Source organism: Anaerosacchariphilus hominis (assembly GCF_014290175.1).
In the GTDB taxonomy this organism is placed as follows: Bacteria; Bacillota; Clostridia; order Lachnospirales; family Lachnospiraceae; genus Laedolimicola; species Laedolimicola hominis.
This window is the reverse complement of the sequence record NZ_JACOOR010000002.1, coordinates 101,672-116,745: the sequence shown is the minus strand read 5'-3', so window position 1 is coordinate 116,745 and position 15,074 is coordinate 101,672. Positions and strand designations below refer to the sequence as shown.

Genomic DNA, 15,074 nt, shown 5'->3' with positions numbered 1-15,074 from the left:
TAACCACTCAGAGTCCAACAGAAACAACCAAGCCAAGCTCATTAGAAATAGCCAATGCACCTACTTGGCTGATAGATTACTGACAGTTATTCAGCGGGATCGCTGATTTCTATCGAATAAGTTTTTAAGTTTCGTCCTCGATAGCTTTCACCCTTCATGAGATAAACAGTAGCAGGCTGATGAGCTTTCCATCCCTGATATCCTTCTGCGCATCCTCCCAATAAAATGCGGTATTCTCCCTGAGATCCGTGTCCCGCAGGTAAACCGTTACAATGACCGACGTCTCGCCCCGGAAATCATATTTCGGGCTATCCTGGTCATAGTTCTCCACAAGGTATGCGTCCCGGATACTCTGCTCGTCATAGGTTCCATCTGCGTTCTGCACAAAAAAAGTGGCTTTACTCAGCTTATCAATGCGATAAATGGTAAAGCCCGCTCCCTCTAAATAATTGATATTTCCCTGTCCGGCGGCACTCTCCACTTTTTCAATGAGAGCCTTCGCCTTAATGACCTGCTCCTTATCACTCTCCACCTGCCGGTATACATTCGGAACCGTTTCCCCCTCATAGGGTAGCGTCACCTGATAAATGGTTTCGTCCAGCAGATACCCTTCCGCATAGGTAAACTTCTTGCCGTCTGCCAGAGTCTCTCCCTTCTGCCTCTCCTGTATATAGTAAGAACCCAGATAAAGGCTGGTATACTCACACGCACCATTTTGGATCGTGGCAGATTTCACCAATTCATCTTTCCGATACAGTACCCCTGTCACGCCATCCGGATGAACAATATCCGTTTTCTTTACCTGAATGCTCCCGGTCACACGCTTATTTGTGAAAGAATCCCCACTGTTGGTGATGTTTATCGCCGCACTCTGCATGTCCTCTTCCACTATAAACTCATAATTCCGTTTGGAAGCTCCTTCAAAATCCCCATAGTAACCGGTCAATGTCCCTGTAGCCGGGGCCAGCGTTTCCTCCAGGTAAAACTTCCCTTCATTCTCATCGGTACGGAACAAATCATCGGAAATATACTTGTCCCCCTCACGATTAACAGCAACATCGGACTTTTCATAGCCGCCGCCATTCCACTCATAAACGGAAAACTGCGCGTTATCTGCAATGATCCGCCCTGTCTCGCTGTCCATTTTGGTAAACTCAATGCGGGCATAGGCCCCCAATTCCTCCAGCGGGCTCCCAGAGCCGGTTCCTGTAATCAGGTACTGATTCGGCCCGTTCGCCCAGGCTTCCAGCCCTATCGCTTCTATCTTGGACTGATTTTCCGGGGCGGCGATCCACTCCACAATCGCCTGGAAATACTCCCGTGCGAAATCCACGCTCGGACAGTCCGGCGTTTTGGAAAACAACGGCTCCGCCGCAGCCGCCATCGCCCCGGATCTCCGCTCCAGGTTCCATTCAGAACCATCCAGATGCCTGCCCGGGCCATAATATAGTTGACCGGGCCGGTGTAGGTAGCCTGAGCCTCCGCATACTGCGCCAGAAGTCCCCGGATAATGGTTTCTTCCCCGCAAGCCACACCGATTTCTGAGAGCGGTACGGAGGTATAAACCATGCCGGTCCTGCATGCCGACCCAAACAATACGCAAAAAGCAGTCTCCCCGCTCAAATGGATTTTCAGCATGGGCCCGTAGGATTCGCTGCCAAGAGTCGGGATGTTCCCCAGGGCAAAAGATACCGAGCCAGAAAAGCCGGCAATCCGGGTATCCCCAAGAGCCATCATCATAGGCATCATGGCGTATGTATTCAGGGCATTCGCAATATCCTCCGAGATATCAAAGTTTCCTGCTTCAATCGCCGCATACACATCATCCAGGGTATGACCATGATCCACAAGCCCCCGTATCAGTTCCGGCGTCAAAAAGCCCCAGATACTGTACCGGAAGAACTCAGAGAGATCAAGACCCTGATCGCAAAGCTCAAGAATGAGCTTCATACCTACTGGCAGTATCAGTGCCGCAAATATTCAGGAATATCTTTCCTTTAACAGGATCATTGCCTGCGGCGGCAGCTGGATGGTAAAAGATGCTTTCATCAAAGCTGGAAATTTTGCAGAAATTCGGCGGCTTACCCGGAAAGCAGTGAATCTGGTTCAACAACCTGTCAGATACCAAGAGAAATGAAGGAGTTCTTTATGAAAATTCTGGTTACACCAACCTCTCTGCAGCCCGGCAAAAAACAGCCGGCTCTGCAGCGTTTACAGGAATTTTGTCCGAATCTGGTTTTTAATGATACGGGAAAACCGCTTTCGGAAGAGCAGCTGATTCCTCTTTTAAAAGACTGCGACGGTTACATCGCCGGGCTGGACTTTATTACCGCAAAGGTACTGGATGCCTGCCCAAATCTGAAAGTCATATCCCGCTACGGAGCTGGCTATGACCGTGTCGATTTAGAAGCAGCCAAACGAAACCATATTACCGTTACCAACACACCTGGCAGCAATGCACAGGCCGTCGGAAAACTTACCTTTGGCCTTATCCTCAGCGCTGCCCGCAAAATCCCATCACTGGACAGTCAGCTGCGTTCCGGTCAGTAGTTTCGTTCCACAGGAATCGAATTGTCTGGAAAAACACTTGGAATTGTAGGACTGGGCGCCATTGGAAAAGTAGTTGCAAACTGCGCAAAGGGCTTTGGCATGAAAATCCTCGCTTACGCTCCTTACATAAATGCCCCCTATTGCAGGGAGCATCAGATTGCTTCCGTATCCTTCGAGAAGTTGATTCGAACCGCAGATGTCATAACCCTGCATCTCCCGCTCAATGAAAACACGCGCCATATGATTCACACAGAAGTAATTGCCAGCATGAAGAACAACGCTCTGATTGTAAACGCTTCCAGAGACGGCATCATCGACGAAGCTGCCGCTTACCAGGCATTAAAATGTGGGAAATTGGAAGGGCTTGGACTGGACACCTTCGAAGTGGAGCTGCCTGCGGCTTCTCCTCTATTTGAACTCCCCAATGTGGTTGTAACACCCCGTACCGGCGCCCATACAAAAGAAGCCACAGAAAACATGACCAACGCAGCCGTTCAAAATCTGATAGATGTCTTAACCGGCCGCGCGTGTCCTTATATTATCAGCAAATAAGGCAACGGCTGTTCCTTTACAGAGTGTGTCCCAAAAGTCTAAAACGACTTGAGAGGCACTCTCATTTTGCACATTCTTTTTCAGATACGTCCCTTGGCATATTGCGGTTCTGCTTTCCGTACCAATCCCGGATATACCGCTCGCAGCTCCAGAAACGCTTTTTGAACCTCCGGGGGAATGTCTACATGCACAAGGTAGTTTTTCCCTTTCGGTCCATATCCATTTTCATCGTCAGTCAGTCTTGCAATTTCTCCCAGCAGCAGACGAATGTACTGGTTCATGTCCCACATACCCGGAATCTCCTGTGCATAAGCCAGGGAACCGTCTCGCACAACAGTTTTTGCTTTATAAGCAGCATAATTGATAATCTGCACAGGCTTACGGACATACTTTTTTAAAACTGCTTCTATGCGCCGCTGCATCGTTGCATCATGTAAAAGAATCATACTCTGAAACGGCACCATCTTCTCTTCCAGCAGCTTCAGAAGGCAGGTAATATTACTCCCGCAGTTTGTAGAGGTACATTCCAGATAATCTGCCTTCAGCCCGTACCGCTGCCTGATGTAGTTTGCAAATATTTGAGCTTCCGACAGCCCCGCCGTCTCAACCTCCGGAAACTCCTCCTGCATTCTTTTTCGAAAAGTTTCCGTTGTATGTCCTTCTCCGCCCACAATCACATATTTTTTTGCAATTTTCTGCCGTATAGCCTGTGCCAGAATATCCCCGCCGCACAGAATGCTTCCTCCAAAAAGTACCATTACATCTGCCTGGATAATACCATAGTCTCGCATCAGCTGTTTGGCAGTCAACTCTTCGACATCCCTTTTTCCACAGAACCTTCCCAGAATATTGATAGTTTGTGCTGTCGTCTCTAGCAAGAAATCACTCCTTCTTTCAATGACATATGTTCATACACAGGTAGCAGCGCATTGTAGCAAATTTCAAACGTCTCTTTCACCGTTTGATAAGCATCCTTGGCCAGAGGAACCGGCGCCAGCTCTTCTTTTATCTCGATCATCTGATCAATCACATGGAAATCTTTAAAAATCCCGACTCCCACTCCGCCGGTTACGGCCGCTCCCATGGAGGTAGCCTCCTCAAGTAGTACAGGCACACGAATCCTGGCATTGTAAATATCTGCCATCATCTGACACCGAACCGCTCCTTTTGCACCGCCTCCAATCACCAGAATCTCCTCGATGGGAATACGTTTCCGGAAAGATTCCAGTATCACATTCAGATTCATCGCAACGCCCTCCAGTACAGCTCGAAGCAGATCCGCGCGCTGATTTTCCATCTTAAGCCTCAGCCAGGCAGCGGTAGCATCCGGATTCCAGCGCGGCGCACGTTCCCCTAACAAATAGGGCAAAAAGATCACACCGTTAGAACCTGGAGGACTTTGAGCTGCCTCCTCATTGATCAGCTCATATGGACTGCATTTCTTTTCTCCTGCCGCATAGGCTTCGTATTTGCAGACCTGTTGTTTCAGCCAATTATAGGAGCTGCCGCCAGACTGCATGGTTCCCGTAGGCGAATACAGTCCTGGAACAATATGCGTCCAAGTAAAGGTTCGCATTTCTTCGTCAAACAGTGGTTCTTCACTGGTAGTCGCTACCCAAGCCGAAGAACCCACATAGCTAAACGTACGTCCTGGGCTTACCGAACCAGCCCCCACATTGGAGCAAAGGCCGTCTCCCCCTCCCATCACCACAGGGGTACCCTTTTTTAAGCCTGTCTGTTCTGCCGCCCAACTGGTGACCTCTCCGGCCACTGTAGTTGACGGAACAATTTCCGGCAGTTTTTCTCCATTGATTCCGGAAGCCGTTAAAATTTTTTCCGACCATTTCAGCGTTTTCAGCTCCATGCATGCTGTAGACGTCGCGTCCGATGGTTCTGTATACCAGTTTCCGGTAAGACGCAGGACGATAAAATCTTTTGCATTTAAGGTTTTATATGTTTTTTTATAAATCTCCGGTTCATGATCGCGAACCCACATCAGCTTCTGCAGCCCATAGGAGGCACTGTTGCGGTGTCCGGTAATATGATAAAAATCCCTGAGCGGAAGCTTTTCCTCTATGGCTGCTGACTGCTCCTGTGCGCGCTGATCCGCCCAGATAACAGACGGCCGCAGCGGCGCTCCATTTCTATCCACACACAGGCATCCCATCATCTGCCCGGAAAAAGAAACCACTGCTACATCACCTGCATCCGTGCCTGATTTCCGAAGCAGTTTTTGAGTGGTAACACAGATAGCTTCCCACCAGTCCTCCGGATTCTGCTCTGCCCAGTTTTGATTATAATAACGACAGTCATATGTAAAAACCTCGCTGGCAATCAGCTGCCCTTCCTCGCTGAACAGGGTTGCCTTATTTCCGGAAGTCCCCAAATCATGCGCAAGTATGTATTTCATAAATTTTCTCCTTATTCACCAATTGATAGATGTTAATAATATCCTGGCAATCCAATTTCACAAAATTTCCTACATTCAGCTCCACACTGGTTCCAAACCTGGTTCCGCGCTTCGCCATAGCCTCAAACTGACTGTCATCGATACCCACTTCCCCCATACTCGTTGGCAGGTTCATTCGTTTTAAAAAACCATAAAATCGCTGAATACCCTCCAGGGTAATAGCTTCTTCTGTTTTTCCAGCCCGTTCAACTCCCATTACATTCACTGCAAATTGTACGAATCGTGGAAACTTCTTCTAATATACATACTCCATCCATGCCAGTGTAATCACAGACAAGCCTTCTCCATGTGTGATATCACAAGTCACTGCCAGTTCGTCTTCGATGCGATGATTGGACCAGTCTTCCTCTTTCCCGATACATATGATCCCGTTATGTGAAAAGGTTCCTGCCAGTGCAAATTCAAACCAGGCATCGTAATTTTCCGAATCCTTCAGAAGCATTTCCCCATATTTCATAATTATCTTTAAAGCTGTCTCTGACAACTGATCCACATAGTCTGTATGCTCTGTATTGGAAAAACACCGTTCTATAGTATGACTCATCATATCCATAGCGCCTGCCGAAATCTGTTTTTTCGGAACCGTATAAAAGATCTCAGGATTGATAATGCTGAAGATGGGATAAAAATCCTTTGCCCCAACATAGTATTTCTGCAAAGTCTTTTCGTTCGTAATGACTTCATTGTTACTGGACTCGGTTCCGCTTGCAGGCAAAGTCAAAACGGTCACTATCGGAAGATGTGTTTTCACAAAATATCCGCCAAATAATTCCCACACATCTCCATCATACGGCACCCTACAGGCAATTGCTTTCCCGGAATCGATTGCAGAGCCGCCGCCCACTGCCAAAATACAGTCTATGTTTTCTTTTCTGCACAGGTCGATGCCTTCATACACCAAATCCAGGGTCGGGTTGGGGTTGGGCTTGACCCTACCCAACTCACAAAAATCAATGCCTGCTTCCTGCAGAGACTTTACGATATCATCATATATGCCATTCTTTTTGATACTTCCTCCTCCATAGTGCAGCAGAACCTTCTTCGCATAAGGCTTCAGCCTTTCTCCCACCGTTTTATGTTCTTCTCTTCCATAAATGATTTTGGTTCTATTATAAAATCCAAAATTATTCACTTGTATTTCTCCGATCCATGTTCCTGTCCTGCTTTATATCCAAACAGGCACATACCGATAAAAGAAAGCGCTGCTGTTCCAAGAATGCCGATAACCCAGTAAACGAACGTATCTGTCAGGAAGACCGGAATGGCCCCAAGAGGACCCATACCCATTCCCAGCGCTGTCACCCGAAACACTCCCATAAATGCCCCGCCGCTTCCACTGGACACCATAGAAATTATCAATGGCCTTTTTAACGGCAGACATACGCCGTAAAGCGCAGATTCCGTAATGCCAATTCCTGTGACAAGCGCCCCTGTAGCTGCCAGCGATTTTAATTTCCGGTTTCTGGTTTTCACACAGACAGCCAGGGCAGCTGTCCGTTCATAAAGCCAGAAATAGCCTCCGGTTACCCCACGGATAAGCGCAGCACCCAAAGGCCCAATCACCGCTAACGCCAACACTTCCATGACCACAATCACTGCAATGGGTACAAGAATGATCTGCAAAGACTTCGGAACTATCTTATACAGTCCTTTTTCAAATTTCGACAGGCAATATACCGACAGGAGCGCAGAAACCATGGATGAAGAATAGGACGCCACCTTCATGGGGACGGCTCCAAACAGATACAGCGTATTTACGCCTTCATTCAGCAGCGTTTCCCACGTCGGATACATCATAACCCTAACCAGGGTGAGCGCCAGATATTTATTGCATTCAAAATGTTCTGCCGCACTTACACCCACCAGAAACGGTAAAAATAAAAGGATACATTTCCCATTGCCGACAGCAAGATATCCCATTCGGATCCTTCTGCCACAATGCCGGTCTACTTCAGCAAAACCTGGAAGCCCAGGAGCAGGCCAGAGCCTATGATGGGCATAATAACCTTCCCTACGACACCGGATACCGTTTTTATGAACAAATCCAGCACGTATTTTATCCCTTTGCTTTCCACTGCCCTTCCCCTAACAATTACCCCTGATATAAATCAAAAACAGCCAAAATAATTTCTGACTGTTTTTGAGCCTCATAAAAATCATTATTCTTGTTTTCTATTATTTTAAATTCAGAACTACCGGCACAGATTTGTATCCAACGCCCATACGATCAATTCCCATATCAATCAATTTCAGGAAATGCTCTCTGGTACGAATACAGCCGCTTCCTTTTACTTTACACTTCTCGCCGACTTCATCCATCATCACCTGAATAATCTCCGGCGTTGCTCCATGAGATTCATATCCAGTCAGGAAGCCTGTACTGGTTTTTACAAAATCTGCTCCAGCTTCCATACAGCAGCGGCAACCTTCCTTTACCTGCTCTACCGTAAGTGCATCTGTTTCCAGAATCACCTTGATTTCCCGGTTGTACTTATGCGCAGCCGCTGCACATGCTTTTAAATCCTTGATAATCTCATCGGTTTTTCCTGAACGCAGCATACCAAAATTCATAACGATATCCACTTCTTTTACCGTATCGTATTTCGCAACTGCTTCTACCTGCTGTACTCTGGATTCTGTAGAGCTTGTGCCGAAGGGGAAATCGGTTACTGGACAAAGCATGGTGTCCGTTCCTTTGACATACGGCTCGCACAGCTCCATATAGCCCGGATTGATGCAGATGGTAGCACAGCCAAGCTTCACGCCATCTTTTGTCAATTCAATAATCTCTTCTTCTGTAAACTCCGGCTTCAACACAGAATAATCAATGTATTTCGCCAGCTCTTTCAGACTCATGTCTTCTGCTTTTTTGGTTAATGTTTTCATAATACGGTCTCTTTCCCTCCAAAGATTTTCTGTAAAAATATTTATTTCTCTACGGTTACCCACTTCTCTTCCTGGGCAGATTTCACGATTGCTGCGCAAAGCTGAAGCTCTCTGTATCCATCCTCAAATTTCGGATAATCCACCTCGGCCGCTTTTCCATTACGCACCGCTTCGTAAATCTTACGAACAGTATGCTTTGAGGTGTCTGCAAAGCCTTCTGTATGTCCGCCCGGATAGCTACTAAACTCTCTGGCCTCTGCATACATCAAAGACGGATCCTTCATCATAATCTGATTGCTTCCATCACGATTTCCGATCCAGATCTGGTTCGGTTCCTCACTGTCAAATGCAACTGCGCACTTGCTTCCGTAAATCTCAAAATACATACGGTTTTTTCTTCCGGCTGCCACCTGATTTACGGTAAAGGAGCCATGTGCGCCGTTATCAAATTTAATTAATACCGTTGCATAATCCTCTGTATCGATCGGCACGTCTGCATAATCCTTTGCTTCCAGAACCTTTCCGGAATAGGTTTCTACCGGCTTTAACGGTTTTTTTCTGGTTTTATAGAAAGTTGCAAAATCCGCACATACTTTTTCTGTCTTCAGACCGGTGATCGTTTCCACTGTATCAAACCAGTGTGTACCGATGTCTGCAATTGCACGGGATTCTCCGCTGAACTGTTTCTCCAGTCTCCAACTGTAATCCGTCTCTTTAAACAGCCAGTCCTGCTGGTAGGAACCATTTACTGCAAAAATTGTTCCCAAATCTCCGTTCTCTACCATATTTTTTATCTGTTGTACCATGGGATAAGCCCGGCAGTTCAAATGCATTGCACAGATCAAATCATTCTCCTGCGCAAGCTGAACCAGCTCTTTTCCTTCTTCTACGTTCATAGCCAGCGGTTTTTCGCAGACTACATGCTTGCCTGCCTGGATGGCTTCTTTTGCAATTGCAAAATGCAGATGATTCGGTGTACAAATGTGAATCACCTGAACCTCCGGATCTGCCAGCAATTCCTTATAATCTCCATAAGCCTTCGGAATGCCAAGCGCTTCTGCTTTCGCCTTTGCCGTTTCATAATTCACCTCAGACAATGCCAGCACTTCCGCGGTGCCCTGGCGTCTGATGGCCTCAATATGTACCGGACCGATAAAACCTGTTCCAATAACTCCTACCATAATTTTTTCCATAGACTTCTCCTAATCCAGAACATTTTTGTTCCAATCCATTATAAATTTCTGCAGTTCTTCATAATTGGCACTTCTGGCGTTTCTTACGTAAAATCCGGAATTTGCCACCCCAACCAACAGGGATTCTTCCAGCGTACAGCCCAGCATCTGCCCCAGCACAAAACCAGCGTTAAAATTGTCGCCGGCTCCGGTTGTCAGTCTGGGTTCCTGGCAGTAAGGTCCTTCTACCTGATATGCTCCATCCGCTCCGGCCGCACATGCTGTTTTTACAGGATGGACTACAATTGTAGAAATCTGAATTTTCTCTTTCAGCAGCCTTGCCACATCCAGAACACTTTCAAAGGACTCCTTTTCATAGCCATATAAGGCCGCTATTTCGTACGACTCTTTCTCATTCAGTCCCAGAATCACTTCAAAGCTTTTCTCAAATTCCTCCAGACACCTGATGGCTTCCAAAATATCTTCTTTCGTGCGTTTTTCCGGATCTGCCAAATCAATAAACAGCTTTTTCCGCTCTGTATGTTTTAAGATCGGCAGTACATACTGAATGATGCCCTTCCAGACCTCTGTAGTATTCACCACAAGCGTCCAGTTTTCAAATCCAATAAAATCTGCACGATCCAACAGCTCTGCAAAAACCTCTGCTCCTACTTTTTCCTGAAAATTTTTCCAGTTCACCTCTTTGAGCGGTTCCAGTTTACAGCTGATAATCTTTCCATCCAAAAATTCAATCGCGTCTGTATGGCCGGGATCGCTGATAGAAATCAGATGCGCATTTTGACCGAACTCATAAAACACAGGATGAACACTTTCTTTGCCAAGCGCTCCTATATACGTCACATCAAACCCATGTTTTGCCAGTGAGTTGGCAAAAATCGGCCCGTTTCCGCCCAGCTTTTCCTGTACTGGCAACATTTCAACGTTCATACTAAGTCCTGCGCTGTCACAAATCTTTTTACCGTAATCCGCCAGATATTTGATTCTGTCAAACCGGTCTGCATCATACCGTTTATCCACCGGATATACAACTTCATCGACAAACCCGTCAAAACCTATGACAGCCCGGACACTTTTGGGATCACCTGTCTCCATTTTCTGCAGAACCACATCAAACAACTTCTGTTTTCTCATCTTACTTACCACCTTTTCAGCGGATATACTGCTTCATAAAATCCCTGGACAGAAGAATCGACGCTTTTCTGGCTTCCATGGAGCCTTCGTATGCCCTGTCTTCGATTTCGATGACTGCCGGTCCTGTATAACCGACATCATTCAGCGCGCTGATCACCTTGCCCCATTCAATATCGCCGAGTCCCGGAAGCTTCGGCGTATGGTAATCCAGCGGCGGCGCAAAAATACCAACCTCGTTGTATTTATCCGGATAGAACTTTGCGTCCTTGATATGGAAATGGAACAGCTTATCCTTGAAATCATAAATCGGTTTTATATAATCCATCTGCTGCCATACCAGATGAGACGGATCGTAATTTAATCCGAAATTATTACTTTCGATTGCCTGGAACATCTGTCTCCAGAACTGAGGATTTCCGGCCAGGTTGTCACCCTGCGGCCATTCGGTCTTAAAATACATCGGGCAGTTTTCGATTCCGATTTTAATCCCCTGTTCTTCCGCAAATTTTATAATTTCAGGCCATATTTCCAAAAACTCCTCCCAGTTCTTCTCTGCAGTTTCCAGTCTGTTCTTTCCGATAAAAGTATTTACCACACCTACCCCAAGCTTCTTTGCGCCCAGAATACATTCTTTGATATGCTCAATCGCCACTTTTCTTGCTTCTTTGTCAGCAGCAAGGGGATTGGGATAATAACCGATACCGCTTATCTCAACGTTTTTATCATGCAGATACTTTTTGATGTACGCAGCCTTTTCATCATCCAGCTCCGCCATATCGATGTGGGTAACGCCAGCGTAGCGTCTTTCTGACTTGCCTTTTGGCCAGCATGCCAACTCTACACACTCAAATCCATTTTCCGATGCAAAGTCGATCACTTCTTCAAAAGACAGCTCCGGCATAATTGCACTTAAGAATCCTAATTTCATACTATACCCCCTTTTTCGTTATTTCTCCTGGTTTAAAACATATACTGCTTTGACTACATCTTCCCTTGCTTCGATTTTGCGGAAAATCTCATCCGTATCTTCTATTGTCAGGGATAACCTGTGCGTAATCAAGCTCTTCAAATCCATTTTCCCGGATGCCATCAAATCCATCGTCGCCTGATAACCAACATTTAAGGATTTGCCTAAAATACTGTCCTGCATCGGACAGGTAATTTTCATTGCCTTAAAATGGATGTAAGACCAGTCAATCAGTACCGGATCACAGCACGCTCCTATCTGGCCCACCCGGCAGCCGGTCCTTGCCAGATAGGGAATCGGCTGAATCGTTTCCGGTTCCCCGGCGCACTCGATAATCACGGGCATTCCCATTCCGTCTGTGATCTCTTCGATCGCATGTACAATATTGACTTCATCCGGATTGAGAACGATGTCTGCGCCAAATTTTCTAGAAAGCTCCCTTTTATATGCGCTTGGCTCTGTGGTAATAATCCGTTTTGCTCCATAGATTCTGGCCATCTGAGTTGCCAGAAGTCCCAGTGAACCCTGTCCGAGAATCAGCACATCGTCCAGAGGCTTCACAATCTGCTTGATAACACTGTGTACCACTGCGCAGGGTTCGAAGAGGGAGGCCTCTTCATCCGACAGAGAGTCCGGCACCTTGAGACATTCCTCCGGCCTCGTAATCACATATTCGCCGTAGCCTCCAATCGTCGCCGCCATTGCGACCCGATCGCCGACCCGTATGGCTTCTCTCCGCTGAAGTCCTTCGTCCATCAAAGTCCGGTAGGGGCTTTCCTCCGGCATAAGCCCTATGGCCCTGACAATTCCCATCCCTTCATGTCCCATCGTAGTAGGATAGGGTTCTCTCGCATATTTTCGCTTTGGATAATACTTCGCCAGCGGATCCGGATCCCTTTTATCCCAGATCCGAAAGTCGTGGGGATACATCAGCGTAATCTGATGGTCGTGAGGCGGATGCTTTGCCAGTATTGTATTCAAATCGGTCTGATTGCAAATCGTTGATGCTTTCATCTCTACCAGAATTTCGCCCGGTCCCGGGGTCGGAATCTCACGTTCCACAAGCTCCCAGGGTCCGCCTTTCCCGGTAAGCACCAGCTGTTTAAAGGTTCCTGCCATTCAGACGCCTCCTTCCTCAATCCTTTTTTGTTCCGAAAAAGCTTTTCGGAATTTGTTCTTATTTAAACGTGTAAATCGCTTTAATTACATCTGCTTTTTCTTCAATCTCTTTAAAAATCTGCTCCGTTGCTTCTACTGTAAAATCCAAACGGTGCGTAATCAGGCTGTCCAGATCCATTCTCTCCATGAGCTTCACTGCCCGTTTCCCAGAGTGTCCCGGTGTAGTTCCCACCAGATTTCCCTGCATCTGACAGGTGATTCTCATTCCTTTAAAATGAATATAACTCCAGTCTGTCAATACAGGCTCGCAGCATGCCCCAATCTGACCCACGCGGCACTGGTACTCTGCGAGATAGGGAATCATTCGAATGGTATCCGGTACACCTGCACACTCAATGATGACAGGCATGCCTCTTCCGTTTGTAATTTCTTCGATTGCATGAACAATATTCGTTTCATTCGGATCCAGAACAATGTCTGCTCCAAATTTTTTAGATAACTCGCGTTTAAACGCCACTGGTTCTGTCGTAATAATTCTTCTGGCGCCATATAATTTAGCCAGCTGTGTTGCGATCAGGCCAAGGGCTCCCTGCCCCAGGATTAACACATCATCATCCTGTCTCACGCACTGCTTGATCACACCGCTTACTACCATGACCGGCTCTGTCAGACTTGCCTGTTCATCTGTCAATGTATCCGGAATCAGCACACATTCTTCCGGAACCGTAAGCACATACTCTCCAAAGCCACCGATGGTTCCTGTCAATCCAACCCGGTCTCCAACCTTAAAGGTCGGCGTCAAATCCATCAAACGTCCATGGGGATGCGCAAATTTCTGTACCGGCTCCGGCATAGGGCCAATTGCAACGATTTCTCCCATTCCTTCATGTCCCATCGTGGTCGGATAAGGATTAAAGGGATAGTCTCTGGACGGATATACATCCGAAAGCTCATCCGGTACTGCTCCTCTGTATTTACGCATGTCGTGAGGTACCATCATCTGAATCTGATAATCATGGGGCGGATGATATCCCCGAATCGTATTCAAATCGGTCTGATTGCAAATAGAGGATACTTTCATTTTTACAAGAATCTGTCCCACACCTGGCGTCGGGATCTCTGCTTCATCCATTCTCCAGGGTCCGCCGATTCCTTCCAGGATTAATCTTTTATATGTATCAGCCATATGCATTTCCTTTTCGTCTATAAAATTTATTCTGCTGTCACTTTTTCATTCTGCTTTAGCGCCGAAAACCACTCAAACAGCCTTCGTACACCCTCTCCATTATAGGAAATTGCCATAAATACCAGTACAAATACTGCGATGATAATCTGGTTATACTGACTCGGGAAACCAAATACCAGAAGCGTCAGTCTGATGAGCTGCATGGTAACACTTCCAATATAAATTCCAATCACCAGATTGCACAGACGCTGCAGCGCCATACCAAGAAATACGCACATCATGGAATCGAACACAAGAGAGGATGTCTGCATGTTGCTGGCCGCCTTCTGTGTACCGGAAAGCCCCAGCGAATACATGGCATAAATGCCTGCATAGGTACTTGCCAGAACAAGCGCCGTTGCCTTTATCTTATATACATCGATTCCGCTTAAGCTCGCTACAACTGCGTTGTTTCCAACTGCCCGCACATGATAGCCAATCTTTCTGAAATTGTGCAGATAGTAAGATACGGCAAACACAATTGCTAAAACAATAAAGTTGTTAGGGAATTTTGAAACAACAAGATACCCTGGCGGCATACTTACGCCAAAACCATCAAAAAACACACCGCTCAGGCTTTCATATATCAGCATCATGCCCACCGTAACGATAATCGTCGGTATACGCAAAACATAAAATACCAAGGCCGTGATCAGACCACAACAGAAGCCTGCTAAAATCGCAAAAACCGCCACCCCCGCAAAGCCGATATCCAGCTGAAGCGCTATGCGTCCGCCAATAATCGCCGCCATCAACTGAGCCGCTCCTATAGAAAAGTCCCAGTTGCCGCTTATCAGGCAGAAGCTGACCCCCCAGGCCAGGATCGCCGGAGCGATGGCCTGTGAAAGAATCAGCGGTATATTTGCCAACGAAATATTTTGCGGATACGCAAGCAGCAGTACCAGAAAGATTACTGAAGGTATTAATAGCACGATAATTCCATTTCTTACTAATTTACTTTTGCTGCTCTGCATATTCATG

14 protein-coding genes and 1 pseudogene are annotated in these 15,074 nt (G+C 46.7%); 3 read left to right on the top strand and 12 right to left on the bottom strand.

Annotation, left to right across the window (positions count from 1 at the left end; translation table 11 throughout):
* Positions 1-154 precede the first annotated feature (154 nt).
* On the bottom strand, positions 155-1,384 hold the full coding sequence (locus H8S44_RS03095; RefSeq protein ID WP_186873302.1) for an MSCRAMM family protein: 1,230 nt from the start codon (positions 1,382-1,384) through the stop codon (positions 155-157).
* Between the two features lie 555 nt (positions 1,385-1,939).
* Between H8S44_RS03095 and H8S44_RS16800 the strand changes: the two genes are divergently transcribed.
* From H8S44_RS16800 to H8S44_RS16285, 3 genes are read left to right on the top strand one after another with little or no spacing between them, the layout of a single operon-like run.
* Positions 1,940-2,137, top strand: coding sequence for a beta/alpha barrel domain-containing protein (locus H8S44_RS16800; RefSeq protein ID WP_186873303.1), 198 nt, complete (start codon positions 1,940-1,942; stop codon positions 2,135-2,137).
* Between the two features lie 11 nt (positions 2,138-2,148).
* Positions 2,149-2,550, top strand: a complete 402-nt coding sequence (locus H8S44_RS16290; protein ID WP_243167463.1) for a Rossmann-fold NAD(P)-binding domain-containing protein — start codon at positions 2,149-2,151, stop codon at positions 2,548-2,550.
* A 21-nt stretch (positions 2,551-2,571) separates the two neighbouring features.
* Entirely contained in the window at positions 2,572-3,102 is a 531-nt protein-coding gene (locus H8S44_RS16285) for an NAD(P)-dependent oxidoreductase (protein ID WP_243167462.1), read from the top strand.
* 80 nt (positions 3,103-3,182) lie between these two features.
* Here H8S44_RS16285 and H8S44_RS03080 read toward each other — a convergent pair whose 3' ends face one another.
* The 11 genes and pseudogenes from H8S44_RS03080 to H8S44_RS03025 all read right to left on the bottom strand — a co-directional run bounded on the left by H8S44_RS03080 (position 3,183) and on the right by H8S44_RS03025 (position 15,073).
* Complete coding sequence (locus H8S44_RS03080; protein WP_186873304.1) at positions 3,183-3,980, bottom strand: YdcF family protein; 798 nt, start codon at positions 3,978-3,980, stop codon at positions 3,183-3,185.
* Positions 3,974-5,512, bottom strand: coding sequence for a xylulokinase (locus H8S44_RS03075; protein WP_186873305.1), 1,539 nt, complete (start codon positions 5,510-5,512; stop codon positions 3,974-3,976). Before H8S44_RS03075 ends, H8S44_RS03080 begins: the two co-directional genes overlap by 7 nt.
* Positions 5,490-6,704 (bottom strand): annotated as a pseudogene (locus tag H8S44_RS03065) (iron-containing alcohol dehydrogenase). The gene H8S44_RS03075 and the pseudogene H8S44_RS03065 overlap by 23 nt, the downstream one beginning before the upstream one ends.
* Entirely contained in the window at positions 6,701-7,492 is a 792-nt protein-coding gene (locus H8S44_RS03060; RefSeq protein ID WP_186873308.1) for a PTS transporter subunit EIIC, read from the bottom strand. The pseudogene H8S44_RS03065 and the gene H8S44_RS03060 overlap by 4 nt, the downstream one beginning before the upstream one ends.
* Positions 7,493-7,747: 255 nt before the next feature.
* Positions 7,748-8,458 carry a deoxyribose-phosphate aldolase gene (gene deoC / locus H8S44_RS03055; protein ID WP_186873309.1) on the bottom strand — a complete coding sequence of 237 codons (711 nt, stop codon included), beginning with the start codon at positions 8,456-8,458 and terminating at the stop codon, positions 7,748-7,750.
* Between the two features lie 41 nt (positions 8,459-8,499).
* A complete protein-coding gene (locus H8S44_RS03050) occupies positions 8,500-9,651 on the bottom strand; it encodes a Gfo/Idh/MocA family protein (RefSeq protein WP_186873310.1) in 1,152 nt (383 codons plus the stop codon).
* A 9-nt stretch (positions 9,652-9,660) separates the two neighbouring features.
* Positions 9,661-10,782: a PfkB family carbohydrate kinase gene (locus H8S44_RS03045; protein WP_186873311.1), complete on the bottom strand. Its 1,122-nt coding sequence runs from the start codon at positions 10,780-10,782 to the stop codon at positions 9,661-9,663.
* 16 nt (positions 10,783-10,798) lie between these two features.
* Positions 10,799-11,710: a sugar phosphate isomerase/epimerase family protein gene (locus H8S44_RS03040; RefSeq protein WP_186873312.1), complete on the bottom strand. Its 912-nt coding sequence runs from the start codon at positions 11,708-11,710 to the stop codon at positions 10,799-10,801.
* An 18-nt stretch (positions 11,711-11,728) separates the two neighbouring features.
* A complete protein-coding gene (locus H8S44_RS03035; protein WP_186873313.1) occupies positions 11,729-12,868 on the bottom strand; it encodes a zinc-dependent alcohol dehydrogenase in 1,140 nt (379 codons plus the stop codon).
* 58 nt (positions 12,869-12,926) lie between these two features.
* Entirely contained in the window at positions 12,927-14,054 is a 1,128-nt protein-coding gene (locus tag H8S44_RS03030) for a zinc-dependent alcohol dehydrogenase (RefSeq protein ID WP_186873314.1), read from the bottom strand.
* 26 nt (positions 14,055-14,080) lie between these two features.
* Positions 14,081-15,073, bottom strand: coding sequence for an ABC transporter permease (locus tag H8S44_RS03025; RefSeq protein WP_186873315.1), 993 nt, complete (start codon positions 15,071-15,073; stop codon positions 14,081-14,083).
* Between the last annotated feature and the right edge of the window lies 1 nt (position 15,074).